The organism is Paracoccus ravus, from assembly GCF_004522175.1.
In the GTDB taxonomy this organism is placed as follows: domain Bacteria; phylum Pseudomonadota; class Alphaproteobacteria; order Rhodobacterales; family Rhodobacteraceae; genus Paracoccus; species Paracoccus ravus.
The window spans coordinates 109,792-136,649 of record NZ_SDEB01000009.1; the positions used below are offsets into that span (position 1 = coordinate 109,792).

Consider the following 26,858-nt stretch of genomic DNA (forward strand, 5'->3'; position numbering starts at 1 on the left):
GGCCTAGCCTGCCGGTCCATCGGTTGTGATATGATGCCGGCCGATGGGCAGCATGATCGGCTTGCCCGAGACTGGGTCTGGAATGATCCGGCTTTCAAGCCCGAAAACCGCGCGGACCGTGTCGACGGTCAGGATTTCGTCGGGAGAACCCATCTTGTAAAGCTGGCCCGCCCGCATCGCGACAAGGCAATCCGAATAGCGTGCGGCAAGGTTCAGGTCGTGCAAGACCATCACCACGGTCGTTCCGCGCTTCCGGTTCAGATCGGCCAGCAGATCCAGCATCTCGGCCTGATGGCAGACATCGAGAAAAGTCGTCGGCTCGTCGAGCAGCAACAGGTCGGTCTGCTGCGCCAAGGCCAAAGCGATCCAGACCCGCTGACGCTGGCCGCCGGAAAGCTCATCCACCGGACGATCGGCAAGCTCGGCGATATGCGTGGCCTCGAGCGCCTCTGCCACGGCCGCGTCATCGCCGGGGCTCCAGCGCGACATCAGCCGGTGATGGGGATGGCGGCCCCGGCTGACGAGTTCGGCCACCGTGATCCCCTCGGGCGCGATCGGGGCCTGGGGCAGCAGGCCCAGCATGCGTGACAATTCGCGCGAGGGAATGCGATGGATCGCCCGCCCGTCCAGAAGCCGCTGTCCGCTGCGCGGCGGGAGCAGCCGGGACAGGCTGCGCAGCAGCGTGGATTTGCCGCAGGCATTGGCCCCGACGATGGCGGTGATCCGGCCGGCGGGAATGGCCAGATCCAGTTCCTTGACCACGATGCGTTCGTGATATCCCGCCGACAGCGCTTCGGCGACAAGGTGATGTTCCACGGTCATAGCGAGTCTCCGCCGCGATTGACGCGGAGGATGAGGTAGATCAGATAGGGCGCTCCGAGCGCCCCGGTCTCGACGCCGACCGGGTAGCGGCCGGGCATCAGGTTCTGCCCGGCGTAATCCCCGACAAGGACCAGCCCCGCGCCGATCAGGCCGGCGGGCAGGAGCAGAGATCCGTTATTGCCGGTGATCCGAGCTGCAATGGATCCCGAGAGAAAGGCGACGGCCGCTATCGGCCCGGTCATCGACGTCGCGATCGCCATCAGGCCGACAGCGCCTCCGAACACCATGAACCGGGTGCGATTGCTGCGAATGCCCAGGGCGACCGCAAGATCATCCCCCATGCGCAGCGTCTCGAGATTGCGCGCCTGGGCCAGAAGGACAGTGCCGAAGAGTGCCAGCGCCGCCAGCAGCGGCCAGATCTGGTCGATCCCGGCGCCGTTCACGCTGCCGGTCAGCCAGCGCATGGCCTCTTGCAGATCCCAGGCCGGCGCGCGCGACAGGATCCAGGCGATGACGCTTTGCAGCATGGCCGAGACGCCGATGCCGATTAGGCTCAGGCGGCTGCCCGTCACGCCCTGTCGAAAGGACAGCGCATAGATCGCCATTGCAATCGCCATCCCGGCAGCGACGGCGCAGACCGAAACCATCGCACCCTCAAGGCCCGGAACGACGATCGCAAAGACCGCCGCGGCGCTCGTGCCCATATTGATGCCGATGATGTCGGGACTGGCCAGCGGATTGCGCAGCAAGATCTGAAAGGCCGCCCCGCCCATGCCGAAACACAAGCCCGCAAGCATGGCGAGCAAGGCGCGGGGCAGGCGCAACTGGCCGACGATGAAGGACATGCCCGGCACATTCTCGCCACGCAGCACGCCCAGCACCGCGCCGGAGGGCACGAAGGATTTGCCCAGCATCAGGCTCAGGGCAAAGGCAAGGCAGATCACGCCAGCCAACAGGGCGAGGATTACCTGCCGCTGCCGCCGGCGGATGCTGCGCCCGGCGGCAAGATGGCGAATCGTGGGTGAGATCATGTCAAAGCTCGCGGATGCGCTGGCGCCGGACGATCCAGATGAAGAAAGGTGCGCCGATCAGGGCAGTGACGATTCCCACGTCAAGCTCGCTCGGACGGGCGACGAGGCGGCCGACGATATCGGCCAGCAGCAGCTGGCCCGCACCGACCAGGCCCTAAAAGGGCAGGAGCCAACGGTGGTCAGGTCCGACCAGAAGGCGGCACAGATGCGGCACGACCAGCCCGACAAAGCCGATCGGACCGCAGACCGCGGTCGCCGCGCCGCAAAGCAGGATCGCGCCCAGCCCGCTCACAAACCTGATGCGGATCACGCTTTCGCCCAGATTCATCGCCATTTCGTCGCCAAGCGCCAGGGCATTGAGACGGCGGGCCGAAAGCAGGCTGATGGCATAGCCCGCCGCAAGAAATGGCAGAACAGGCAGGATCCGCGCGAAGGTCGCGCCGCCGACCCCGCCGATCTGCCAGCTTTGAATTCCGCCCGCGATATCATTGCGGGGCAGGACAACGGCAATCACCAGCGCCGAGAAGGCCACCGTCACTGCAGCCCCCGCCAGGGCAAGCTTGAGCGGCGTCGCGCCGCCCCGTCCTGCCGCGCCGATGACATAGACCAGAACCGCGGTCAGTCCGGCCCCGAGAATGCCTGCCCAGATAAAGGCATGGCCCGAGGTCATACCAAACCACGCCACCCCGATCACCACGACGAGCGAGGCTCCCATATTGGGCCCCAGAATGCCGGGATCGGCCAGCGGATTGCGTGTCAGCCCCTGCAGCACCGCCCCCGAAAGGCCAAGGGCCGAGCCCGCCAGAAGCGCCAGGGCCGTGCGCGGAATGCGGGTTCCGACTGCGGCCTCGCCGATGGTGTCGGTCCGCCCGCCGAGGGCCGAGACGATCTCGGGCCAGGCGACGCTGCGGGTTCCGATGGCCAGCGAGGCAAGGCAGATTGCGAAAAGCAGTCCGAGACCAAGGAAAAGCCAGGTCGAATTCGCCCGGCCGTGATGCGGGGCGGGGGCGGCTAGGGCCAGGTTCCCGCTCATTCCGACTTGGCCGCAGCCTCGGCCAGAAGGTCGACATAATCGTCGAGCACCCATGAAAATCGACAACGGGGTGGGATTGGCCGCCGTGCCGATCGCAGCATTGCTCGGCAGGACGACGGCATCGTTGAGTTCCGCTGGCATATGCGACATCAGCGGATCGCGGGCGACTTGGCCGAGCATCTCGGGCGTGCCATAGGTCACGACGATATCCACATCGTCGAAACTGTCGATGCGCTCGGCGCTGACCTCGCCCGAATATTGTCCGTCCTGGGACGCCGCGAGCACGCTCTTGGGGGAATTGAGCCCCAAATCCGCGAAGAAGCGCACGCGTGTGTCATGCGTGGTGTAAAAGCGCAGGACGCTCAGATCGGTCATGTCGAGATGGGTCACGAACATTGCGGATTTCCCCGCCAATTCGGGATGGCCGGCCAGAGCTTGCGCGATTTCGCCCTCGATCTTTTCGATCAGCGCCTTGCCTGCGCCGGACATGCCAAGGCCTGCGCTGTTCGAGGTGATCATCTCGCGCCAATCGGTCGCCCAAGGGGCCTCGGGATAGGCGACGACCGGGGCGATCAGGCTGAGAGTCTCATAATCCGAGCGGCTGAGCCCGAAATAGAAGGCAAGGATGCCGCGACAGTCTCGAAATCGATCCCGTCCGCCTCGTCGAAAAGGGCAGGCGTGGGGGCATTCAGCTCTTTCAGGCGGGCAGCCACCATTCTGGACGCAGCCTTCTCTTATGGGGTGCAGGACGGCACGGATCTCGCGATCAATGTGAGCAACCGGCTCGACGAGCAGCATGTCGTGGGCAGCGGCACCGCGGATTACTGCAATCCGGGCCGCGAGATTCAGGCGACGCTGCGCCACCGCTTCTGAAGCTCGGGAAATTTGAAAGCGGCCGTGATTTCGCGGCCGCTTTTTTGCATCAAGCCGGTTGGGACGCCCGGCCGTAACGCTCGATCATGCCGAAGAGGTCACGCGGATCGTCGGGATCGGCCAGCAGGTCAAGCATCTGCACCGAAGCATCCTTGCGGATCAGGTCATTGAGATAGCGCAATGCGCTGAAATCCTCGGTGGCGAAGCCCACGGAATCGAAAAGCGTGATCTGGCGATCACCGGTGCGCCCCGGCGTCGCGCCAGTGACGACTTGCCAGAATTCGGTGACCGGGTGATCCTCGGGCAATTGCTGGATCTCGCCCTCGATACGGGTCTGGGGCGGGAATTCGACGAAGATATCCGAGCGAGTCAGGATATCGCGATGCAGCTCGGTCTTGCCGGGGCAGTCGCCGCCGATCGCGTTGATATGGACGCCCGCGCCGACCATGTTGTCGGTCAGGATGGTCGCGAATTGCTTGTCGGCGGTGCAGGTGGTGATGATCTGCGCGCCTTCGATGGCCTCCTGGCCCGAGACGCAGGAGACCACGTTCAGCCCCTTTCCCTGCAGGTTCCGGGCCGCCTTGGCGGTGGCCTCGGGGTCGATGTCGTAAAGCCGCACCGTGTCGATGCCGCAGATCGCCTTGAAGGCGAGGCACTGAAACTCCGACTGCGCGCCATTGCCGATCATCGCCATGACCTTCGCGCCCTTGGGCGCGAGATATTTCGCAACCAAGGCCGAGGTCGCGGCCGTGCGCAAGGCGGTCAGGATGGTCATCTCGGTCAGCAGCACCGGATAGCCGGTCTCGACATCCGAAAGAACCCCAAAAGCCGTCACGGTCTGGCGGCCGGTTTGATAGTTCTTGGGATGGCCGTTCACATATTTGAAGCCATAGCTGCGCCCGTCCGAGGTCGGCATGAGTTCGATCACGCCTTCCGCGGAATGGGCGGCAATGCGCGGCGTCTTGTCGAACTGTTCCCAGCGGCGGAAATCTTCTTCGATACAGGCGGCAAGGTCGATGAGCATTGGCTCTAAGCCGCGCCGCAGGATCAACTGCATCATGGTTTCGACGCTGACAAACGGCACGAGGCTCATCGGGCCGGGCTGGGGAAGGGACATGGGTTCTCTCCGATTTGAACAGCCGCCGGGCCGATACCGCGGCTCAGCAGGGCTGTTCTCGGGCCGACAGAAGCACGTTTGCGACCATGCTGCCAACCCCCGGCCGAGGCATACCGCCTTGCATCGCGGCGTCAATGCGCTCCGCTGGTCCGACTTTGGGAGACGATGACGGTTGCCCTCGCATCGGCTGCAACTTGTCTGTAATGTGCGGCGAAAATACTGTCCGAAAGGTTGTCCGTCATGCTCAAGACGCGTTTTGCTGCCCAAATTTTTGGCCTTGCCTCGGCCGCCTTGCTCTCGGCCGGAGCGGCGCTGGCGGCCGATCCCGGCGCGGTGATCCGGGTGGGCTCGCTCTATGAGCCGCAGAACCTCGACAATACGGCGGGCGCGGGGCAGGGCATCAACGAAGCCTTCAACGACAACGTCTATGAGGCGCTGTTTCGCCTGAACGACGATGGTTCGGTCACCCCCGTGCTGGCCGAAAAGCATGATGTCAGCGCCGACGGGTTGGCCCATACCTTCACGCTGAAATCGGGCGTGACTTTCCATTCCGGCGAGCCCCTGACCGCTACGGACGTCAAATACTCAATCGAGCGCGTGACCGCCGAAACCTCAAAATCGTCGCGCAAGAAGAGCCTTGCGTCGATCGACTCGATCGAAACCCCGGATGACGCGACCGTCGTCATCAAGCTGAAATCGAAGTCGATCTCGCTGCCTTACAACCTCAGCTATGTCTGGGTGGTGAATGACGCAGCGGGCGACATCACCGGCAAGGAAGACGGCACCGGCCCCTATAAGCTGGCCGACTGGAAGCGCGGCTCGGCCTTGTCGTTGGAGGCTTTCGACGCCTATTGGGGCGAAAAGCCCGCCAATGCCGGCGCGATGTTCAGCTATTTCACCGAGGCTGCCGCGCTGAACAATGCGCTGCTGACCGATGCTGTGGACGTCATCACCTCGGTCCAAAGCCCCGATGCGCTTGCCCAGTTCGAGGATACCTCGGCCTTCAAGATTTCCGAAGGCAAATCTACGACCAAGCAGATCATGGCCTATAACGACCGCGTCGCGCCTTTCGACAACGTCAAGGTCCGCAAGGCGCTGGCCCGCGCCGTCGACAAGAAGATGCTGCTGGAAGCGATCTGGGGCGATCGCGGCATGGTGCTGGGCAGCTTCGTGCCGCCGACCGATGCATGGTATGAGGACCTGACCAGCGTTGACGCCTATGACCCGGAAAGCGCCAAGGCGCTTCTGGCCGAGGCCGGTTTTGCCGATGGCTTCACCTTCACGCTGGAAACCCCGAATTACGACCCACATCCGATCACGGCTGAATTCCTTAAGGCCGAGCTTGCCAAGGTCGGTGTGACGGTGAACATCCATGTCATCACTGCCAATGAATGGTACACCAAGGTCTATCAGGCCAAGGATTTCCAAGCGACGCTGCAGGAACACGTCAACCACCGCGACGTGGTGTTCTATGGCAACCCGGATTTCTACTGGGGCTACAACAACCCGCAAGTGACCGAGCTTGTCGCCGCCGCCGAGGCCAGCGACACCGACGCCCAGCAGGCCGACAAACTGCGCGAGGCGAACCGCATCATCACCGAGGAAGCCGCCTCGAACTGGCTGTTCCTGTACCCGCAGATCGTGGTCTCGAACACCAAGACGACGGGCTATCCGCTGAACGGGCTGAACGCGCAATTCTTCCTGCGCGGCATCACCAAAGAGTAACGGATGGGGCGTTATCTTCTTCGCCGGACCTTCGTGCTGGCCCTGTCGCTGATCGCGGCAGGGCTGGTGCTTTTCGTATTGCTGCGGCTTTTGCCGGGCGATCCTTCGGCGGCGCTGCTGTCGGTCGGCGCGGATGAGGCGCAGATCGCCGCCGCGCGCGAGCAGGTCGGCTCGGACCTGCCGATCTGGATGCAATTGGGCAAGTTCCTGTCCGACCTCGCGCGTTTCGATCTGGGCAAATCCTTTGTCTCGGGCGCGCCGGTCCTGCCCGAGATCATGGCGCGGCTTTCCGTGACCCTGCCGCTGACCGTGGCGTCCTTCCTGCTTGCGATCCTGATCGCAGTCCCGCTGGGGATCATCTCGGCGCTGCGGGCCGATCGCTGGTATGGCGGGCTTTTGTCGGCTGTTTCGCAATTGGGCATCGCGGTTCCGGTCTTCTGGATCGGGATTCTGCTGATCTGGATCGTCGCGGTGAAGTTCCGCCTGCTGCCCGCCAGCGGTTTTCCGATGAAGGGCTGGGAGGACGCAGCCGGGGCCTTCCGCGCGCTGATCCTGCCGGTGGTGACGATTGCGCTGGTCATGTTGGCCTCGCTGATGCGCTATGTGCGCTCGGCGACCTTCGACGTGCTGGGCGCGGATTATCTGAGGAATGCCCGCGCCTTGGGGGCGAGTTTCCCGCAGGCGCTGATCCGCCACGGCATCCGCAACGGGGCGGTTCCGGTGATTTCGATCCTTGGTATCGAACTGGCGTCGACCCTTCTGGGCGCGGTCGTGGTCGAGCGGGTCTTTGCCCTGCCGGGGCTGGGCTCGATGCTGCTTCTGGGTATCCAGCAGCGGGATTATCCGACGGTGCAGGGCGTGCTGCTGGTCTCGACCTTGATGGTGCTGCTGATCGGTTTCTTGGCCGATGTGATCCAGCGCGTGATCGACCCGAGACTGCGTGAGACGGTGACTGGCCGATGAAGAAAACATCCCTTTGGATCGGCGCGATTTTGGTCGGCATCAATGTCGTGATCGCGCTGCTGACTTTGGTCTGGCTGCCCTATGACCCGACCGCCATGTCGGGCGGGCGGCTGGCCGCGCCCTCGTGGGCGCATTGGGCCGGAACCGACAGGCTGGGCCGGGACTATTTCACCCAAGTCATGATCGGGGCGCGGATCGCGCTGACGGTCGCCGTGGGGGCGGCGGCTCTGGGGGGGCTGATCGGGACCACGCTCGGCGTGCTCGCGGCTTTCGCGCAGAGGGGCTTTGACGATGCCCTTGCCGCGACTTTGGACATCTTGATCGCCTTTCCGACGCTGCTGCTGGCCATGCTGGTCGTGGCGGCGAGCGACGGGGCCTCGCTTGGCACTGCGATCCTTGCCATTGGCATCGCCATGTCCGCGATCATCGCGCGGTTGGTGCGCATCCTGACCAAACGCGTGCTGGCGCAGGATTACATTACCGCAGCGCGCTGCTCGGGTCTGGGCTGGGGCCGCATCGTGCTGGTCCATGTCCTGCCGAATATCGCGCCGACCGTGCTGGTCGCCATTGCCCTGCAATTCGGGCTGGCGGTGATTGCCGAGGCGTCGCTTTCCTATCTGGGCCTTGGCGCGCCGCCGCCGAATGCCTCATGGGGGCAATTGCTGCAATCTGCGCAATCGACCGTATTCAACGCGCCGATTGGGGTGATCGCGCCGGGGCTGGCGTTGATGGCGCTGGTGCTGGGGATCAATTTCCTTGCCGATGGTCTGCGCGATCTTCTGGACCCGGAAAGGGGGGCGGCATGAGCCTCCTCGAAGTGAAAGACCTCCGCGTCCACGGCCCCGCCCGCGAGCTTGTCCACGGCATCAGCTTCTCGGTCGAACCGGGCGAGCGGCTGGGCCTTGTGGGCGAAAGCGGCTCGGGGAAATCGCTGACCGCCATGTCCACCGTGGGCCTTCTGGCGCATGGGCTGCGGGCCGAGGGCTCAGTCCTGTTGGACGGCCAACAGGTCATTGGCAAGCCCGACCGGGCGCTGGTTCCCTTGCGCGGTCCGGTCGCGGCGGTGGTGTTCCAAGACCCCCGTTCCGCGCTCGACCCGCTGATGAAACTGGGCGAGCAACTGGCCCATCCGATCCGCCGTCGTGCGAAGCGCGAGGGGCGCAGCCTGTCTGCCACAGCGCTACGCGCCGAGCAATTGCGCTGGCTGGACCGGGTGTCCATCGCCGATCCCGAGCGTATCCTGACCTCTTGGCCACATGAGGTCTCGGGCGGGCAGCGCCAGCGCATCGCCATTGCGATGGCTTTGGCCTGCGGACCGCGCCTGCTGATCGCCGATGAGCCGACGACCGCGCTGGATGTGACGACGCAGGCCGAGGTACTGGACCTGCTTGATACCCTTGCCCGCGACGAAGGGCTGGCGCTTCTGTTCATCAGTCACGACCTGCCTGTTGTGGCTCGGATCACCGACCGGGTGATCGTCATGCAGCAGGGCCGCGCGGTCGAGGAAGGCCCGGTGCATCAGGTCTTCACCCGTCCCCGTGACGCCTATACTCAAGGGCTTGTCGCTGCCGCGCAGCAATTGGAAGCGGCCGTCAGGGGGATGCAATGAGCCTGATTTCCCTCAAAGACGTGCAGTTCAGCTATGGCGATACGCCGATCCTGCATGGCGTCTCGCTGGACTTACAGCAGGGCGAAAGCCTTGGTATCCTTGGCGAAAGCGGTTCGGGAAAATCGACCATCCTGCGGCTGATGCTGGGTCTGACCCGGCCCGGATCGGGCGTGGTTACGGCGGACGGTTCCCCCTTGGATACCCGCTCGCGGGCGCGGATGCAGGCGCATCGGCGTTTTGCGCAGCCGGTGTTTCAAGACCCCTATACTTCGCTGGACCCGCGAATGAAGGTCCGCCGCATCCTGATTGAGCCTCACGCCGCGCTGGACCTGCCCGGCGATGCCGGGGCCGAGGCCGCGCGGGTGCTGGAGGCCGTGAGCCTGCCCGCCGACAGCCTCGAACGTTATCCTCGCGCCTTTTCGGGCGGGCAGCGCCAGCGCATCGCCATTGCCCGGGCGCTGATCGCGCGTCCGCGCGTGCTGCTGGCCGATGAGCCGGTGTCCGCGCTGGACCTTGCGACCAAAGTTCGCGTCATCGAGCTTCTGACCGAGCTGTCGCGCGAGATCACGCTGGTGCTTGTCTCGCATGATATCGCCATTGTCGCGGCGCTTTGCCCGCGCATGATCGTCCTGCAGCAAGGCCGCATCGTCGAGGCGGGCAAGACCGCCGAAATCCTGCGCGCCCCCCAGCATCCCTATACGCAGCGCCTGCTTGCCAGCCTGCAGCACATGCCCGTGGAGACCCCATGACCTACGAAACCGAGATCGAGAACTGGCGCGCCGCGCGCCTTGCCGCACTGACCGCCGAGGATGGCTGGCTGAACCTGACAGACCGCGTGGATATCGCGCCGGGCCGGATGACGGTCGGTTCTGCTGATGACAATGACCTGGTGCTGAGCGCCGGTCCCGCGCGTCTGGGCGTGCTGGAACTGGACGGCGACGGCACCTCGCGTTTCGATGCGGGCGAAGGGGTGCAAACGCTGAAGCCAGTCCCCGATGCCCCGCCGCGCCTGAAGGTCGGCGATCTGCTGATCGAGGTCACCCAGGTCGAGGGGCAATACGCTCTGCGCGTGCGCGATGCGGCCTCGCCCGCCCGCACCTCATTTCCCGGTATCGAGAGCTATCCGCTCGACCCCGCATGGCGGATCAAGGCCGATTGGATCGAACTCGACACCCCGAAATCGCTGGGCATCGACATGGTGACGGGCGTCGAAACCTCGGTCGAACTGACCCATGTCGCGCGTTTCAGCCATGACGGCGCGCAGATCGAACTCCTCCCGACGCATTGGAAATCCGGCAAGCCGATGTTCGTGATCCGCGACCGCACCGCCGGGCGCGAAACCTATGGCGCTTCGCGTTTCCTGATCGGAGAGATGGCCGGCGATAAGGTGGTCTTGGACTTCAACAAAGCCTTCAACCCACCTTGCGCCTTTACCGAATTCGCGGTCTGCCCGCTGCCGCCGCGCCAGAATATCATCGGTTTTGAAATCCGCGCAGGCGAGAAGAAACCGGCAGATCATTGAACCACGAGGGGCGGGGCCTTTGGCTTCGCCCTGACCATTGCCGGGAACCATTCCCGGCGACACGCGTCTAGCATTGACCCTCTGTCCATTCCGGGAGAATGCAATGTTTCGACTTGCCCCGCTGGCCGCCGCGCTTGCCCTGATCGCCTCGCCTCTTGCCGCTCGGGATATCGTCGTTTCGTCCAAGATCGACACGGAAGGGGGGCTTTTGGGGAACATGGTCCTGCTGGCCCTGAAAGACGCGGGCCTTGCGGTGCAGGACAAGTTGCAACTTGGCGGCACGCCGATCATGCGCGATGCGATCATCTCGGGACAGATCGACATCTATCCCGAATATACCGCGAACGCGGCCTTTTTCTTCAACGAGGCGGATAGCCCCATCTGGAAGGATGCGGCCCAGGGCTATGCCCGCGCCGCGGAACTCGACAAGGCGCAGAATGACATCGTCTGGCTTGCCCCCGCGCCGGCGAACAATACTTGGGCCATTGCGCTGCGGCAGGAAGTGGCGACGGAAAATGGCATCACCACGATGTCGCAGATGGGGCAATGGATCGCCGGAGGCGGCGAGATCAAGCTGGCGGCCTCGGCCGAATTCGTGACCTCTGCTGCGGCGCTTCCGGCCTTTCAGGAGACTTATGGCTTTGCGTTGAAGCCCGATCAGCTGGTCCAGCTTGCGGGCGGCGACACGGCCGCCACCATTGCGGCGGCGGCGCAGGAGACCTCGGGAGTGAATGCCGCCATGGTCTATGGAACGGATGGCGCGATCGCAGAGGCGGGCCTTTTGGTGATGGAGGATGACAAGGGCGTCCAGCCGGTCTATCAGCCTGCCCCGATCCTGCGCGCCGAGGTGCTCGCCGCGCATCCCGAGATCCCCGAGATCCTGGCACCGATCTTCCAGACCCTCACGCTTCAGACCTTGCAAAGCCTGAACGGCCGTATTCAGGTTGGCGGCGAGCCTGCCGCTGCCGTCGCTCAGGATTACCTGACCGGGGCGGGTTTCCTGAAGTGACCGGATGATGCTGCGGCCCGCGACGGTCTTTGCCATTCTGGTCGGCCTTGGGCTTTGGCTACCTCTGGTTCAGTTCAAACCCAACCGCATCGCGGCAGGCGAGGGCATCCGGCTGGATCAGGCGCTTGCGGGCGGACCTGTGATCGCGCTGGCGGTTCTTGGCTTATTGGTCCTGTCCTGCATCTGGCGGATGCCTGATCGCATGCGGATCGTGCTGGCGCTGGCCGGCATGGCCGGAAGCCTGGTGGTCCTGGGGCATGCGGCGCGGAGCCTGTCTGTCGAGGCGGGAAACCTCGCGCGCCTCGCGCCGGCCTCCGGGTTCTGGCTGATGCTTCTCGGGTTCTCGCTGATGCTTGCAGATGGCGTAGCGCGGCTCGGGCCCTCCTTGCCGGCAAGGTGGCTGATCCTTGGGCTTGTGCTGGTGGCAGGGTTTGGGATCCTGGCCTCGGGCATGCTGGACCAGATTTCGGTCATGCGTGAATATGCCACGCGGCGGGCCGCTTTCCTGCATGAGGCGAAACGGCATCTGCAACTCGCCTTCGGGTCGTTGGGGCTGGCGCTGCTTGTCGGCCTGCCGCTTGGCACTGGGATATACATGATGCGGCGGCTGCGCGGACCGGTGCTGGCCGCGCTGAACATTCTGCAGACGATCCCTTCGCTTGCGCTTTTCGGGATCATGCTGCCGCTTCTTGCCTGGCTGGCCGCGACGCTGCCTGCGGCGGGCAGATGGGGGGTTTCGGGGATCGGTGCGTTTCCCGCCTTGATCGCGCTCTTTCTCTACGCGCTCTTGCCCGTCGTCTCGAATACGCTGAGCGGGCTCGAAACCGTTCCCCGGGCGACGCGCGAGGCGGCGGTTGGTCTGGGCATGACGCGTTGGCAGGTGCTGGGGCAGGTCCTGATCCCGCTGGCCTTGCCCAGCCTGATCGCGGCCCTCAGAATCGTGTTGGTGCAGAATATCGGCTTGGCGGTGATCGCGGGGCTGATCGGCGGCGGCGGTTTCGGGACCTTCGTTTTTCAGGGTCTGAACCAGATGGCAATGGATCTTGTGCTGCTCGGCACCCTGCCCACCATCGCGCTCGCACTGTTGGCGGGGATCGTGCTGGACCTGCTCATCGAGCATGTCGCGCGGGGCAGGCCATGATCGAACTTCAGGATTTGACACGGATGTTCGACGGACAGCCGGTGGTCCGGGATGTCAGCCTGACCGTCGAGGCGGGCGAGATCGTCACCTTGGTCGGCACCTCCGGATCGGGCAAGACCACGCTGATCCGCATGATCAACCGGCTGGTCGAGCCCTCGTCCGGACGGGTGCTGATCGAGGGGCTCGATGCCGCAAGCCTGCCGGTTCATCAGTTGCGGCGCCGGATCGGCTACGCCATTCAGGGCATAGGGCTTTTCCCGCATCGCAGCGTGGCGCAGAATATCGCCACGGTGCCGCGGCTTCTGGGCTGGCCGCGGGCCCGGATCGAGGACCGGACCGACGAGTTGCTGGAGTTGTTCCAGCTTGATCCGGCGCGGTTTCGCGACCGCATGCCGCATCAGCTCTCCGGTGGCCAGGCGCAACGTGTCGGAACCGCGCGCGCCCTTGCGGCCCGGCCCGATCTCTTGCTGCTGGACGAGCCTTTCGGCGCGCTCGATCCGATCATCCGCGCCCAGGCCCAGACCGATCTGCGCGCCGTGCAGCGCAGGCTGGGCACCACCATGATCCTCGTCACCCATGACATTGACGAGGCGGTGCTGCTCGGCGACCGCATTGCGGTCATGGATGCGGGCCGCATCGTGCAATATGACCGCGTGGCAAGGATCCTCGCCCATCCGGAAACGGATTTCGTCCGCGCCATGACGGGCGGTCCCGAGGGGGTCTTTCGTCTGCTCTCACTGGTTGCGGCGGCAGAGATTGCCGAGCCGGGAGAGGCACCGGGCCCGCCCGTCGATGCCGCGACCAATCTGCGCGAGGTGCTGTCGCTTTGCCTGTCCAGCGGCAGAGAGGCGCTGCCGCTCCGGAGCGGCGGCAGGGTGACGCTTGCGGCGATCCGCGCGTTGGCGGGGCGCGGCGGGCAATGAGGGCGGGAAGGTTTCTGCCGGGTCTGGCCGCATTGTTTCTGCTCGTGTTCCTGCTCACACCCGACAGCTTTGCCTTTCTGTTCCGGCCATTGACGCGAAATAACGCGCCAGCGATCTATCACCAGACAGCGCTGTTGCGGCTGACGGTCTCGCATCTGAGCATCGTCGCGATTGCGGTCATCGCCTCGGGGCTGGTCGGGATCGTGCTGGGCATCCTTGTCACGCGGCCGAGGGGGCGCGAGTTTCTGCCGCTGGCGCGCAGTGTCACGGCGATCGGTCAGACCTTTCCCCCCGTCGCGGTTCTGGCCCTTGCCGTTCCGGTCATGGGCTTTGGAACCGCGCCGACACTGGTCGCGCTGTTTCTCTACGGGCTCCTGCCGGTATTCGAGAATACGCTGGCCGGTCTGACGGATCAGCCAGCAGAGATCCTCGAGGCCGCCCGCGGCATGGGGCTGACGCCGCTCCAGAGGCTCTGGCATGTCGAATTGCCGCTTGCTCTGCCACTGATCATTTCTGGAATTCGGCTGACTGCCGTCATTTCGCTTGGGACGGCGACGATCGGCTCGACCGTCGCCGCGCCGACATTGGGCGAGGTGATCATCGCCGGGCTCTTGTCCTCGAACACGGCCTATGTCGCGCAAGGCGGGCTGGTCGTCTCCATCCTCGCCGTGCTGATCCATCACGGGTTGAGCGCGGCCGAGACCAACGCCGCGCGCGCCGCGGGCCGGGTCGGCTAGATCGTCAGACGATGCCGCCGCCGCCACCCGAGACACGCGGGCGCGTCGCCGCCACCTTGGCGCGATAGCCTGAGGCGCGATAGGCGGCGACCGGATCAATGGCCGCGCCCGCCCTTGCACGGGCCATCGCAAGGATCGGCTCGACATCGGTGCGGAAGGCCGCACGCAGCGTCGCCGCCGCCATCAGCGCGTCATTGTCTTGCCGGTAGCCCTCCAGCGCCGCGCGATCCACCAGCGAGGCCTGGACATAGGCGCGCTGGATCTCGCAGGCCGAGACGATCAGACTTTCTATCGGATCGGTCACGTTATGGCTTTGGTCGATCATATGGGCGAGGTTCAGGCCGGGCGTGTCCTCCAACTCGACGAGTTCGTTGAAGATGAGGAACAGGCGGAAGGGCTCGATCGTGCCGCTGTCGAGATCGTCATCGCCATATTTGCTGTCGTTGAAATGGAAGCCGCCAAGTTTCCCCGCGCGGATCAGCCGGGCAACGATCATCTCGATATTCACGTTCGGCGCGTGATGGCCGAGGTCCACGAGGCATTGCGCTTTGGGGCCAAGTTCCTGTGCGGTCATCAGGCTGGTGCCCCAGTCCTGCACGACCGTGGAATAAAAGGCGGGCTCATAGATCTTGTGCTCGCTGAAAATCCGCCAATCTTCGGGCAGCCCGGCATAGATGGATTTCATCGCGTCCAGATAGCGGTCGAACTGGCGTGACAGCGAGGTCTGGCCGGGAAAGTTCGAGCCGTCTCCGATCCAGACCGTCAGCGCCTTCGAGCCGATCTCGCGGCCGATCTCGATACATTCCAGATTGTGCTCGATGGCCTGCTGACGGGTCGCGGCATCGGTGCTGGAAAGTGAGCCGAATTTGTAGCTATATGTCTGATCCGCCTGATCCTGAAAGGTATTCGAGTTCATTGCGTCAAAGCCGAGGCCGCATTCCTCGGCTTTCTCGCGCAACAGCACCGGGTCGGCCTTGTCCCAGGGGATATGCAAACTAACTTTGGGCGTTGCGTCTGTCAGTTGGTGGATCGCGGCGCAATCGTCGAGCTTGTCCATGATGCCGCGCGGTTCGCCCAAGCCGGGAAAGCGGGCGAAACGGGTGCCGCCGGTGCCGGTGCCCCAACTGGGAACCGCGACGCCAAAGGCCGTGGCGCGGGCGGTGAGGGCCTCGATATCGACGCCGCGACGGGCGAGGCGCGCGCCAAGGGCGTCGTAATCTTGCGCCAGATCGGCTTGGCGGGCGGCGTTTTCAGCCTCGATCAGGGGTTTGTCGATCATCGCGCTCACCGGGGGAAGGATTGGACATTGCCGGCATCGACATTCAGGATGTTCCCGGTCGATTTGGCGGAAAACTCGCTGGCGAAGAAATAGGCCGCTTCGGCAATATCCTCGGGCAAAACAGACCGTTTCAGCATCGAGCGTTGGCGATACATTTCCTCAAGCCCCTCCTTGTCGGTCTTATAGGTCGAGGCGCGCTGGTCGAGCCATTCGCCCTCCCAGATCTTCGAGCCGCGCAGGACCGCATCGGGATTGACGACATTGACGCGGATCTGGGCCTCGGCCCCTTCCAGTGCAAGACAGCGCGCGAGATGGATTTCTGCTGCCTTGGCGGTGCAATAGGCGCTGGCATTGGGGCTGGCGGCGAGGCCGTTTTTTGAGGCCACAAAGATCACCGAACCACCGATATCTTGCTTGCGCAGCATCCGGAATGCCTCGCGCGAGACGAGGAAATAGCCGGTCGAGAGGATATCCATATTGCGGTTCCACAGTGCCAGCGTGGTGTCCTCGACGGGCGCAGAGGACGCGATCCCGGCATTTGAGACCAGAATATCGACGCCGCCGAACTCGACCGCCAGATCGACATAAGCGGCAATCACCTGCGCCTCATCGGTGACGTTCATCTGGACGCTGCGCACAACATCCTCGCCGTGCCGCGCAGCCAGAGCCTGCTGGGCGGTTTCCAGTGCGGCAGCGTCGATATCGGCCAGCATGACGCAAGCCCCTTCGCGAAGATACCGTTCGGCGGTGGCCGCGCCGATGCCGCCCGCGCCGCCCGTAACCAGCGCCACGCGCCCGGCCAAGGATTTGGGTTTGGGCATACGCTGAAGCTTGGCTTCTTCGAGTAGCCAATATTCGATATCGAAGGCTTCTTGCTCTGGGAGGCCCCGATAGGTGCTGACTGCACTCGCCCCGCGCATCACATTAATCGCATTGACATAGAACTCGCCCGAGATGCGGGCCGTGGCCTTGTCCAGCGCAAAGGTGATCATGCCGACGCCGGGGATCAGATAGACCACCGCATTCGGGTCGCGCAAAGCCGGGCTGTCGGGATGTCTGCAGCGATTGTAGTAGGCGGCATAGTCCTCGCGGTAATCGGCGATGGCCTTGCCAAGCCCCGCAATAGTCGCGTCCAGATCGGGCTTGGCGGGGTCGAAAACGACGACCAGCGGGCGGATTTTGGTGCGCAGGAAATGATCGGGGCAAGAGGTCCCGAGCGGGGCCAGCGTTTCCAGCGCATGAGAGCCCACGAATTCCAGCACCGCAGCTTGGTCGTCGAAATGTCCGACCTTGTGGCGATCTTTCGAAATCAGACCGCGGATCACCGGCATCAGCTTGGCTGCGACTTCGCGGCGCTGCTCGGCGTCCAGAGTCGGAACCTTGGCGCCGCCAAAGGCGGGCTTCCCTGCGGTCCGCGCCTCGAGCCATTCTGCTGCCTTGTTGATGATTTCCAGCGTCGTGAGATAGCAATCCTTCGCGTCCTCGGCCCACGTGAACAGCCCGTGGCTTTCCAGCACGCAGCCGCGTGCCTGCGGGTTTTCGGCCGCGAATTTCTCTAGCCACAGGCCCAGTTCATAGCCCGGTTTTTTCCACGGCAACCAACCGATCTCGCTGCCAAAGATCTCGGCTGTCAACTCGCGGGAATTCACCGAGGCGGCAATCGCGATGATCGCGTCGGAATGGACGTGATCGACGTGATTGCGCGGCACATAGGCGTGCAAAGGCGTGTCGATACTGGCCGCGCGCGGGTTCAGCGCGAAGGTGCAATGGGGCAGGTAGCCGACCATTTCATCTTCATGCGCGACGCCGCGATACTTGTCCTTCAGCGCCCGCAGCTTGTCCATGTAGAGCGTCGAGAAGCCATCCATCTTCATCGAGCCGATATCGCCGCCCGAACCCTTGACCCACAGCACTTCAACCAAAGCTCCGGTCAGGGGGTCGGTTTCCATCACCTTGGCCGAGGTATTGCCGCCGCCATAATTTGTCACCCGCTTGTCGGAACCGAGCAGGTTGGATCGGTAAAGCAGCTTCTCCGACTCGGTCATGTCCTTGGCGCGGGCGTCATCCCACAGGTTCTCAAGCCGGTTGGCCACAAGCGTGTCAGTCATGGAAACCCTCCCTCGGCGGCCAGGCAGACCGCGCTTCCCGGAGTGAATAAGCCTCGGATTCGCGCAAGCGTCAATCATCTTCGATCATAACCGATCATTGTGCAGGTGCAGAAAGTCGAGATGCGATCAAAGATGATTGACAGTGAGCGGTAATGATGGAAACTGATCCGCAATACGGGGGCACCATGCTAGAAACCGAACGTCATCGCATCATCCTTTCGGCCGTGCAGGAGCGGCCGGTGGTGACGGTTGGCGATCTTTGTGCGCTGACCGGAGCATCCGAGGCGACGGTGCGGCGCGATATCGGCCAGCTTCACGTCGCGAAAAAGCTGCGCCGGGTGCGCGGCGGGGCCGAGGCGATCTCTCCGCCGCAATTCGTTGGCATCAACGCGCGCCCCTTCGCGGTGAACCAAACCCTGCATATCGCCGAGAAGCGCGCAATCGCGCAGGCGGCGGTGGACCTCTGCGAGGATGGCGATGCGATCATCGTCAATGGCGGCACGACGACCTTTCAGATGGTCCATCCTCTGACCACCAAGCGGCTTCAGGTCTTTACCAACAGTTTCCCGATCGCCGAACACCTGCTGAAGCATTCCAAGAACACAGTTCTGGTTCCGGCTGGGGCGATCTATCGCGAGCAGAATATTATCCTGTCGCCCTTCGATGCCGATGGCAGCAACCATTTCTACGCCCGTCGCATGTTCATGGGTTGCCGCGGTCTTGGCCCATTGGGTCTGATGGAGGGCGATCCGCTGCTGGTTCAGGCCGAGCAGAAGCTGATCGATCAGGCCGATGAGTTGGTCATTCTGGCCGATAGTTCGAAATTTAAGCAACGCTCCAGCCTGCTTTTGTGCCCGCTGAACCGGATCCATACCGTCATCACTGATACGGGGATCGAGGATCGCGCCGCTCAGATGCTGGAGGCAGCCGAAGTCCGCCTGATCGTGGCCGAGGCCGCGACGGATCGACGAAAAAGCGCGCAGGAGGAGTGACGCGCTTCACCGCTCATAGGGGAGGAACGAATGAGCGCAATTGGAAAGGCACTGGCCACGGCCGCCATGGGTCTGGCTTTGATGACCACGGCCTCTCAGGCCGAGGAGATGCGCATCGCGCTGGTGGTAAAGGCGCTGGGGATCGGCTTCTTCGAGGCCGCGAACAAGGGTGCCGAAGAAGCCGCGAAGGAACTCGGCGACGTCAAGATCATCTATACCGGCCCCACCGACACCACGGCCGAGGGCCAGATCGAGGTCATCAACAGCCTGATTGCCCAGAAGGTCGATGCCATCGCGGTCTCGGCCAATGACACCGACGCTTTGGTGCCGACGCTGAAAAAGGCGATGGATCGCGGCATCACCGTGATTTCGTGGGATTCCGGCGTCGCGGCCGAAGGGCGGCAGATGCACCTGAACCCCTCGTCCTCGGCGCTTATTGGCAACATGATCATCAAGCTTGCCGCTGACAACCTGCCCGAGGGCGGCGACGTCGCGGTGCTTTCGGCCACCACCACCTCGACGAACCAGAACACCTGGATCGAAGAGATGAACAAGGTCGCGGGCAACTATCCATCGGTGAAAGTCGTGGGCACGGTCTATGGCGATGACCTCGCCGACAAGTCCTATCGCGAGGCCCAAGGGCTGATGCAGACCTATCCCGATCTCAAGGCGATCATCGCGCCGACCTCGGTGGGCATCGTGGCTGCGGCACAAGCCGTGACCGATGCGGGCAAGGTGGGTCAGGTCAATGTCACCGGTCTGGGACTGCCCTCGGAAATGGCGGGGCATGTGAAATCGGGTGCTTCGAAGTCCTTCGCGATCTGGAACCCGATCGATCTGGGCTATTCGGCGACCATGCTGGCCTATCATTTGGCCAAGAAGGATGCCGAGGCCAAGCCCGGTGCTTCGATCCTGATTGGCCGCATGGGCTCGGTCACGCTCGACGACAAGAATGAAGCCGCGATGGCAGATCCCTTCGTTTACGACTCCAGCAATATCGACCAGTTCAGCTCGATCTTCTGATCGGCTCTGAGCGGCAAGGCCCGGCGGATGCGCCGGGCCAGCATCACAGGACCCATTCCATGCTGGCCAGAACTGGGGCCGTGGACAGTGCGCAAGCCGTGCTGTCGCTGCGCGGCATCGTCAAATCCTTCCCCGGCGTGCGTGCCCTCGGTGGCGTGCAACTGGACCTTTACCCCGGCCAGGTGACCGCCCTCGTCGGCGAGAACGGCGCGGGAAAATCCACTATCGTCAAAGTTCTGACGGGGATTTATCAACCCGATGAGGGCCAGATCCTCGTTGATGGGCAGGCCGTGCATTTTCCGACCGCGCAGGCCGCGGGCCATTCCGGCGTCACCGCGATCCATCAGGAAACGGTGCTCTTCGACGAATTGACCGTGGCCGAGAATATCTTCATCGGCCATTCCCCCCGCAACCGTTTCGGGCTGATCGACCGCAAGGCGATGCGCGAGCAGGCGGGCGCGATCCTAAACAGCATCGGGGCCGATTTGAACCCGATGGTGCGGCTGAAGGACCTGTCCATCGCCTCGCGCCATCTGGTCGCGATTGCCCGCGCTTTGTCGATCGACGCCCGCGTGGTGATCATGGACGAACCGACCGCCGCTTTGTCCCATAAGGAAATCGCCGAGCTTTACGAACTGGTCGAGAAGCTGAAATCGCAGGGCAAGGCGATCCTGTTCATCAGCCATAAATTCGACGAGATTTTCCGCATCGCCGACCGCTGGACGGTCTTTCGCGACGGGCAATTCGTCGGCCAAGGGATGATGGCGGATGTGACCGAGGCGGAACTGGTCCGCCTGATGGTTGGCCGTTCGGTGGAACAGATCTATCCCAAGCGTCCGGCGCAGATCGGCGGGCCAGCCCTGACCGTTGTCGGCTATTGCCACCCGACCGAGTTCGAGGACATCAACTTCACCCTACATACCGGCGAAATTCTTGGCTTTTACGGCCTTGTCGGTGCGGGTCGCAGCGAGGTCATGCAGGCGCTGTTCGGCATCACCCGCCCCTCGCGCGGGGCCTGCCGGATCGGCGACGATGTGCGCGCGATCCGCTCGACGGCGCAGGCGGTCGAGGCCGGCATCGTCTATGTCCCCGAGGATCGCGGCAAGCAGGGCGCGGTCAAGGGGCTGCCGATTTTCCAGAACGTCACGCTGCCCTCGCTGACGCGGACCAGTCGCGCGGGTTTCCTGCGCCTCGCCGAGGAATTCGCGCTCGCCCGCGACTATACCCAGCGGCTCGATTTGCGGGCGGCGAGTCTCGATCAGGATATCGCGCTGCTTTCTGGCGGCAACCAGCAGAAAGTCGTGATCGCCAAATGGCTGGCGACCAAGCCTCGCGTCATCATCCTTGATGAGCCGACCAAGGGCATCGATATCGGGTCAAAGGCCGCCGTGCATGACTTCATGTCGGAACTGGCCGGGCAGGGGCTGGCCGTCATCATGGTCAGCAGCGAAATCCCCGAGGTTTTGGGCATGTCCGACCGCGTCATCGTCATGCGCGAGGGGCGCATCGCCGCCGAATTCGCGGGCGATCAGATGACGCCGGAAAACCTCGTCCGCGCCGCCGTCGGCAGCAACGGAGGCACGATATGAACCTGCTGAAATCACGCGAAACGGTTCTGGGTGTCGCGATCCTTGCATTGCTGGCCCTGATCGCCAGCCGTTTTCCGGGCTTCGTCACACCTAGCAATCTTGCACGGGTGTTGACCGATACCTCGCCGCTGATCCTGCTGGCGCTGGGGCAGATGGCAGTCATCCTAACGAAATGCATCGACCTGTCCGTGGCGGCGAACCTCGCGCTCTGCGGCATGATCGCGGCGCTGATGAACGGGGCAGGGGTGCCGCTGCCGCTGATCCTTGTCGCGGTGATCGCGCTTGGCGCGGCCCTTGGCGCGGTGAACGGGCTGATGGTCTGGAAACTGGGCATCCCCTCGATCGTGGTGACCCTGGGCACCATGACGATCTATCGCGGCACGATCTTCCTTCTGACGAACGGGGCCTGGATCAACGCGCACCAGATGAGCGAGGGCTTCAAGGCCTTCCCCCGCACAGTCATCGCCGGGCTGCCGGTGATGACATGGATCGCGCTGGCCGTAGTCGCGGGCGTCGCGGTTTTGATGAACCGCACCGCACTTGGCCGCGCCTTCCATGCCGTCGGCGGCAATCCCCATGCCGCGGTCTATACCGGCATCTCTGTCGGGCGCACGCAATTCGCGGCTTTCGTGCTGGCGGGCGCGCTGGCCGGGTTGACCGGATATCTGTGGGTCGCGCGCTATGCCGTGGCCTATGTCGATATCGCGGGCGGGTTTGAGCTGGACGTGGTCGCGGCCTGCGTCATTGGCGGCATCGCCATTGCGGGCGGCTCGGGCACCGTCGCGGGCTGTGTCATGGGGGCCTTGTTCCTTGGCATCATCAAGAACGCCCTGCCGGTCGTCGGCATCTCGCCCTTTTGGCAGATGGCGATTTCCGGCGCGGCGATCCTGATCGCCATTGCCTTCAACGCCACCAGCCAGCGCGAAACCGGCCGCATCATCTTGAAACAGGCAGAGCATCTGACATGAGCACCACAACGCGCCAGATCCCTGACCGCCTGACCTCACCCCTGTCGCGCGCACTGAAAAGCTGGGAGGCTTTGCTGCTGGTCGTGGCCGTGGCGATTTTCATCGCGAATTCTTTGGCCTCGCCCTATTTCCTCGACCCGTGGAACCTCTCGGACGCGAGTTTCAACTTCACCGAAAAGGCGATGATTGCCTTCGCCATGGCCATGCTGATCATCGCAGGCGAAATCGACCTGTCCGTCGGTTCGATCATCGCCTTGGCCTCGACCGTGATGGGGGCGGCGGCGGCTGCGGGGGCTGGAACGCCGTCACTGGTCGTCCTCGGCCTTGGCACCGGGCTGGTCTGCGGCGCGTTCAACGGGCTTCTGGTCGCGCGTTTTGGCCTGCCTTCGATCGTCGTCACCATCGGCACGATGAGCCTCTTTCGCGGCATCAGCTATATCGCTTTGGGGGACGGGGCTTATACCCAATATCCGGGCAGCTTCGCATGGTTCGGGCAGGGCTATGTCTGGTGGGTCATCACGGTCGAGTTGGTGATCTTTGCCCTCGCCGCACTTGCCTTCGGCATCCTGCTGCACCGCACCAATTTCGGCCGCATGGTCTTTGCCATCGGCAATAACGCCACCGCCGCGCGGTTTTCCGGCATCCGGGTAGAGAAAATCCGCTTCATCCTGTTTCTGCTGACCGGGCTGATGAGCGGCATTGCCGCGATCTGTCTGACCTCGCGGCTGGGCTCGACCCGGCCCAGCATCGCCTCGGGGTTTGAGCTCGAGGTCGTGACCATCGTCGTCCTTGGCGGGGTCAGCATTTTGGGCGGTTCGGGCTCGATCCTTGGCGTCGTGCTGGCGGCTTTGGTCATGGGGTTGGTGACATTCGGGCTGGGGCTCTTGAACGTGCCGGGGATCGTCATGTCGATCATCGTGGGGCTTTTGCTGATCGCGGTGATCGCGCTGCCCCGGCTTTGGACCAAATTGAGGCTATGATGCAGAAATACGCCTTTCGGATGCAGCTTCATCCGGGGATGGAAGAGGAATACCGCCGCCGCCATGACGCGATATGGCCGGAATTGGTCCAGCTTTTGAAGGAGGCGGGCGTGCAGGATTACTCGATCCATCTCGACCCCGAGACCAATGCTCTGTTCGGCGTCCTATGGCGCAGCGACGATCACGGCATGGAGGACCTGCCCGCGCATCCGGTGATGCAGCGCTGGTGGGCGCATATGGCCGACCTGATGGAGACGCGACCCGACAATGAACCTGTCGCCGTGACTCTGATCCCGATGTTCCATCTGCCATGACCCGCATCGCCGTCATTGATATCGGCAAGACCAATGCGAAACTCGCGCTGGTCGAGGGCGAGACCCTGGCCGAGATCGCCGTCGTCACCCGCCCGAACCGCGTGTTGCCCGGCCCGCCCTGGCCGCATTTCGACCTTGAGGGGCATTGGCAGTTCTTTTTACATCATCTGTCCGCGTTCCATGCCGCGCATGGCGTCGATGCGATTTCGGTCACGACGCATGGCGCGGCGGCGGTGCTGCTGGACGGCGCGGGCGAGCTTGCCGCGCCAATGCTCGACTACGAATTCCACGGGCCGGATGAGACCGCGGCGGAATATGATCTGTTGCGTCCCGATTTCAGCCAGACCGGGTCGCCGCGCTTGCCGCAGGGACTCAATCTGGGGGCGCAGCTGCATTGGCAATTGTCACGTGAGCCTGGGCTTGCGGACCGCGTTGCCCATGTCCTGACATATCCGCAATATTGGGGTTGGCGTCTGACCGGAGAGCGGGCGACGGAAATGACCTCGCTCGGCTGTCATACCGACCTGTGGAATCCCTGGGAGAGACGCTTCTCCGCCCTTGCCGAGCGCCTTGGGCTGGGGGATCTGCTGGCGCCGCCGCGCCGATCGAACGAGGTTCTGGGCCAGCTTCGCCCCGAACTTGCCGCCGCAACCGGGCTGCGACACGACACAATGGTCGCGGTCGGAATTCACGACAGCAACGCCTCTCTCTATCCCTATCTGCGTGGACGGGACGGCCCGCTTTCCGTGGTCTCGACCGGGACATGGATCGTCGCCATGTCGCTGGGCGGCGATGCCGAGGCACTGGACCCGACGCGCGATGTGCTTGTGAATGTGGACGCATTCGGCGCGCCGGTTCCCTCGGCCAGGTTCATGGGTGGCCGCGAGTTTCAACTTCTGGGGGGCGATGGCACCGTTCGGCCAGACGCGACGGCGCGTGACGAGGTCCTACGCGCGGGGCTGATGCTGGGACCAGCGGTGATCCAGGATTCGGGGCCGTTTCGTGGCCGGCACATGGCCTGGACAGAGGAGCCGGCGAGCGAAGCTGCGCGGCTCCTGGCGGTGTCATGGTATCTGGCGCTGGTGACCCGGACCTGTCTGTCCTTGACTGGCGCGCGTGGCCCCGCGATCATCGAGGGGCCATTCGCGCGCAATGCCGATTTCTGCGCGATGCTGGGCAGCGCCCATCCCGAGGGCGTATATCTTGCCTCTTCCGTGACCGGCACCTCGGCCGGGGCCGCGCTGCTTTGCCTGGCGGAAGCACCGCGCATGGCGACGCGCTTTGTGCCACCGGATCCGGAGCTTGCAGCCTATGCCATGTCCTGGCAGCAAAATTTCGGTTGAGAGGCGCCGCATTCCGTCGCTGAGGCATCCTCGATGAGGATCCGCTGCAGGCCTTCCATTCGGATTTGCTTTTGCAAGCCGAGGGATTAGAAAGAGAACATGTCCTGCCGCAAGGGTGCCGATGCCCAACGGTCTTGCCTATCTGATGCTATTCGCCTGGCCCTTGGTGGCGCAGGCTTTCTTCCGGGCGATGCCGGTCTACAAGGCATTGATCTGGTCCGTCATGGTTGGTTACCTGATCCTACCCGCGGCGACATCGATCAAGGTGCCGATGATACCGGCCTTGGACAAACATTCCGTCGTGGTGCTGAGCGCCCTGATCCTGTGCAGGCTCAATGCCGGCCGCGACGGCGAGGTCGACAACACGGCAATCGGCGCGGAGCGTACTTTAGTCCGCAGTCTTCTCGTGCTGGTGATCGGCGCGCCGTTTTTGACGGCGGTCACTAACCCCGAGCCGTTGGTCTACGGTCCGCGCTATATTCCCGGGCTAACGCTCTACGATTCATTCTCGATGATCTCGGGGGCGGCAGTCGCGCTGCTTCCATATATGCTGGCCCGACGCTATCTGACGTCGCAAGTCGCCCATCTCGAGATCTTGCGGGCCTTTGTCCTATGCGGCTTGGCCTATTCTCTGCCTGCGCTGGTCGAAGTGCGGCTGAGCCCGCAGCTTCATGTGTGGATCTATGGCTTCTTTCCGCATGATTTCATTCAGCATATCCGTGCAGGAGGATATCGTCCGATCCTGTTTCTCAGTCACGGGTTGATGGTCGGGATCTTCTTTTGCATGTCGATCATCTCTGCGTTGGTCCTGTGGCGCGAGGCCCGCCGCGAGGGGCAACCCGCGCGCAAATGGTTACTCGCGGCGCTTTGGCTCACCTTCGTTCTGGTTTTGGTGAAAAGCGTCGGGGCGCTCGCGATTGCCGTGGCCGTCGGCGCAATCGTAGCGCTTCTTGGACAGCGGATGCAGGTCTTGTTCGCTGCGGTGGTGGCGGTGGTCGTGCTGTTTTATCCGACACTGCGCGGTGCTGGCTATATCCCGGTCGATCGGGTCTTTTCACTTGCCCTTTCCTACAGCGAGGATCGCGCGCTGTCCCTGAAGTTCCGTCTCGACAACGAGGATGCGCTGCTTGCCCGCGCCAATGAGAAGCCGCTTTTCGGTTGGGGTGGATGGGGAAGGCCGCATATCTTCGATCCCGAAACCGGGCGGATGACCAGCGTGACGGACGGGATCTGGGTCATCCTGATCGGCATATATGGCTGGACCGGCTACCTGGCCTATTTTGGTCTATTAACGGCCCCGATCCTCATTTTTGCTTGGCGTCGGACGCGCTATGGCCCGTCCTTCCTCGCGCCAGGGCTGATGCTGCTGCTCAGTGCGACCCTGATCGATTTTCTACCCAATGCCAGCCTGGTTCCCTATGTTTGGATGATTGCAGGGGCGGCCTCTGGATTCGTCCCCACGTCCGTTGCCGCCGCGCGTTCATCAAACGTCCGGCCAACGGGTGAAGCGAGGCTACGACCGCTTCTCGAATAACATCCAGGCAAGTGAGGTTTGGATGATTTGAGACAGATCAATCAACGGCCGTGTCCGCTCATGCCCTCGGCGGATTGGCTTTGATGGTGTAACCGCCCCTGCCGGCATCGACGTGCCAAGGTGGGATCGCAACAATCCATATTGGGAGGCGGTCATGTCGGAGATTATCACGGTCGGACCGGATCTGGCGAAGAATGTGTTTCAGGTCCACGGTGCTGACAGC

The 26,858-nt window shown here is 63.5% G+C and carries 24 protein-coding genes and 2 pseudogenes; 19 read left to right on the plus strand and 7 right to left on the minus strand.

Annotated elements, in window-relative coordinates; genetic code table 11:
- Positions 1-3 precede the first annotated feature (3 nt).
- The 4 genes and pseudogenes from ESZ60_RS09720 to ESZ60_RS09735 form a co-directional block, all read right to left on the minus strand.
- Positions 4-822, minus strand: a complete 819-nt coding sequence (locus ESZ60_RS09720; protein ID WP_134680378.1) for an ABC transporter ATP-binding protein — start codon at positions 820-822, stop codon at positions 4-6.
- Positions 819-1,853 carry a FecCD family ABC transporter permease gene (locus ESZ60_RS09725; protein WP_134680379.1) on the minus strand — a complete coding sequence of 345 codons (1,035 nt, stop codon included), beginning with the start codon at positions 1,851-1,853 and terminating at the stop codon, positions 819-821. Before ESZ60_RS09725 ends, ESZ60_RS09720 begins: the two co-directional genes overlap by 4 nt.
- A 1-nt stretch (position 1,854) precedes the next feature.
- Positions 1,855-2,886 (minus strand): annotated as a pseudogene (locus tag ESZ60_RS09730) (FecCD family ABC transporter permease).
- 174 nt (positions 2,887-3,060) lie between these two features.
- A pseudogene (locus ESZ60_RS09735) lies at positions 3,061-3,657 on the minus strand (ABC transporter substrate-binding protein); the annotation flags it as partial.
- On the opposite strand from ESZ60_RS09735, the gene ESZ60_RS09740 reads away from it, so the two are divergent.
- Entirely contained in the window at positions 3,565-3,759 is a 195-nt protein-coding gene (locus tag ESZ60_RS09740) for a hypothetical protein (protein WP_134680380.1), read from the plus strand. The pseudogene ESZ60_RS09735 and the gene ESZ60_RS09740 overlap by 93 nt on opposite strands.
- Positions 3,760-3,808: 49 nt before the next feature.
- On the opposite strand, the gene ESZ60_RS09745 is transcribed toward ESZ60_RS09740, so the two are convergent.
- Positions 3,809-4,876, minus strand: coding sequence for an ornithine cyclodeaminase (locus tag ESZ60_RS09745; RefSeq protein WP_209021271.1), 1,068 nt, complete (start codon positions 4,874-4,876; stop codon positions 3,809-3,811).
- Positions 4,877-5,116: 240 nt separating this feature from the next.
- On the opposite strand from ESZ60_RS09745, the gene ESZ60_RS09750 reads away from it, so the two are divergent.
- From ESZ60_RS09750 to ESZ60_RS09795, 10 genes are all read left to right on the plus strand, one after another.
- The gene (locus ESZ60_RS09750) at positions 5,117-6,601 is read left to right on the plus strand and encodes an ABC transporter substrate-binding protein (RefSeq protein WP_134680381.1); all 1,485 of its coding nucleotides are present in this window, start codon (positions 5,117-5,119) and stop codon (positions 6,599-6,601) included.
- A 3-nt stretch (positions 6,602-6,604) separates the two neighbouring features.
- Positions 6,605-7,564 (plus strand): ABC transporter permease, encoded by a 960-nt coding sequence (locus ESZ60_RS09755; RefSeq protein ID WP_134680382.1) that lies wholly within the window; start codon positions 6,605-6,607, stop codon positions 7,562-7,564.
- Positions 7,561-8,370, plus strand: a complete 810-nt coding sequence (locus ESZ60_RS09760) for an ABC transporter permease (RefSeq protein ID WP_134680383.1) — start codon at positions 7,561-7,563, stop codon at positions 8,368-8,370. Before ESZ60_RS09755 ends, ESZ60_RS09760 begins: the two co-directional genes overlap by 4 nt.
- Entirely contained in the window at positions 8,367-9,173 is an 807-nt protein-coding gene (locus ESZ60_RS09765; RefSeq protein WP_134680384.1) for an ATP-binding cassette domain-containing protein, read from the plus strand. The genes ESZ60_RS09760 and ESZ60_RS09765 overlap by 4 nt, the downstream gene beginning before the upstream one ends.
- A complete protein-coding gene (locus ESZ60_RS09770) occupies positions 9,170-9,922 on the plus strand; it encodes an ABC transporter ATP-binding protein (RefSeq protein ID WP_134680385.1) in 753 nt (250 codons plus the stop codon). Before ESZ60_RS09765 ends, ESZ60_RS09770 begins: the two co-directional genes overlap by 4 nt.
- Positions 9,919-10,695: a DUF1684 domain-containing protein gene (locus ESZ60_RS09775; RefSeq protein WP_134680386.1), complete on the plus strand. Its 777-nt coding sequence runs from the start codon at positions 9,919-9,921 to the stop codon at positions 10,693-10,695. Before ESZ60_RS09770 ends, ESZ60_RS09775 begins: the two co-directional genes overlap by 4 nt.
- Before the next feature lie 103 nt (positions 10,696-10,798).
- Entirely contained in the window at positions 10,799-11,704 is a 906-nt protein-coding gene (gene osmF, locus ESZ60_RS09780) for a glycine betaine ABC transporter substrate-binding protein OsmF (protein ID WP_134680387.1), read from the plus strand.
- 4 nt (positions 11,705-11,708) lie between these two features.
- Positions 11,709-12,845 carry an ABC transporter permease gene (locus ESZ60_RS09785; RefSeq protein WP_167620103.1) on the plus strand — a complete coding sequence of 379 codons (1,137 nt, stop codon included), beginning with the start codon at positions 11,709-11,711 and terminating at the stop codon, positions 12,843-12,845.
- Positions 12,842-13,768, plus strand: coding sequence for an ABC transporter ATP-binding protein (locus tag ESZ60_RS09790; protein ID WP_134680388.1), 927 nt, complete (start codon positions 12,842-12,844; stop codon positions 13,766-13,768). Before ESZ60_RS09785 ends, ESZ60_RS09790 begins: the two co-directional genes overlap by 4 nt.
- On the plus strand, positions 13,765-14,505 hold the full coding sequence (locus ESZ60_RS09795; protein WP_134680389.1) for an ABC transporter permease: 741 nt from the start codon (positions 13,765-13,767) through the stop codon (positions 14,503-14,505). The genes ESZ60_RS09790 and ESZ60_RS09795 overlap by 4 nt, the downstream gene beginning before the upstream one ends.
- A gap of 4 nt (positions 14,506-14,509) precedes the next feature.
- Here the strand turns inward: ESZ60_RS09795 and rhaI are convergent, their stop codons facing one another.
- Positions 14,510-15,784 (minus strand): L-rhamnose catabolism isomerase, encoded by a 1,275-nt coding sequence (gene rhaI, locus ESZ60_RS09800; protein WP_134680390.1) that lies wholly within the window; start codon positions 15,782-15,784, stop codon positions 14,510-14,512.
- Between the two features lie 5 nt (positions 15,785-15,789).
- Complete coding sequence (locus ESZ60_RS09805) at positions 15,790-17,892, minus strand: bifunctional rhamnulose-1-phosphate aldolase/short-chain dehydrogenase (RefSeq protein WP_134680391.1); 2,103 nt, start codon at positions 17,890-17,892, stop codon at positions 15,790-15,792.
- A gap of 185 nt (positions 17,893-18,077) precedes the next feature.
- Between ESZ60_RS09805 and ESZ60_RS09810 the strand changes: the two genes are divergently transcribed.
- From ESZ60_RS09810 to ESZ60_RS09845, 8 genes are all read left to right on the plus strand, one after another.
- Positions 18,078-18,884 carry a DeoR/GlpR family DNA-binding transcription regulator gene (locus ESZ60_RS09810; protein WP_134680392.1) on the plus strand — a complete coding sequence of 269 codons (807 nt, stop codon included), beginning with the start codon at positions 18,078-18,080 and terminating at the stop codon, positions 18,882-18,884.
- Positions 18,885-18,914: 30 nt separating this feature from the next.
- Positions 18,915-19,907: a rhamnose ABC transporter substrate-binding protein gene (gene rhaS, locus ESZ60_RS09815; RefSeq protein ID WP_134680393.1), complete on the plus strand. Its 993-nt coding sequence runs from the start codon at positions 18,915-18,917 to the stop codon at positions 19,905-19,907.
- A gap of 59 nt (positions 19,908-19,966) precedes the next feature.
- Positions 19,967-21,496 (plus strand): sugar ABC transporter ATP-binding protein, encoded by a 1,530-nt coding sequence (locus ESZ60_RS09820; protein WP_134680394.1) that lies wholly within the window; start codon positions 19,967-19,969, stop codon positions 21,494-21,496.
- Positions 21,493-22,464, plus strand: a complete 972-nt coding sequence (locus ESZ60_RS09825; protein ID WP_134680395.1) for an ABC transporter permease — start codon at positions 21,493-21,495, stop codon at positions 22,462-22,464. Before ESZ60_RS09820 ends, ESZ60_RS09825 begins: the two co-directional genes overlap by 4 nt.
- On the plus strand, positions 22,461-23,444 hold the full coding sequence (locus ESZ60_RS09830; RefSeq protein WP_134680396.1) for an ABC transporter permease: 984 nt from the start codon (positions 22,461-22,463) through the stop codon (positions 23,442-23,444). Before ESZ60_RS09825 ends, ESZ60_RS09830 begins: the two co-directional genes overlap by 4 nt.
- On the plus strand, positions 23,444-23,758 hold the full coding sequence (gene rhaM / locus ESZ60_RS09835; RefSeq protein ID WP_134680412.1) for an L-rhamnose mutarotase: 315 nt from the start codon (positions 23,444-23,446) through the stop codon (positions 23,756-23,758). Before ESZ60_RS09830 ends, rhaM begins: the two co-directional genes overlap by 1 nt.
- Positions 23,755-25,101, plus strand: a complete 1,347-nt coding sequence (locus ESZ60_RS09840) for an FGGY-family carbohydrate kinase (protein ID WP_134680397.1) — start codon at positions 23,755-23,757, stop codon at positions 25,099-25,101. Before rhaM ends, ESZ60_RS09840 begins: the two co-directional genes overlap by 4 nt.
- 121 nt (positions 25,102-25,222) lie before the next feature.
- Positions 25,223-26,635, plus strand: a complete 1,413-nt coding sequence (locus ESZ60_RS09845; protein ID WP_134680398.1) for a hypothetical protein — start codon at positions 25,223-25,225, stop codon at positions 26,633-26,635.
- Positions 26,636-26,858 lie beyond the last annotated feature (223 nt).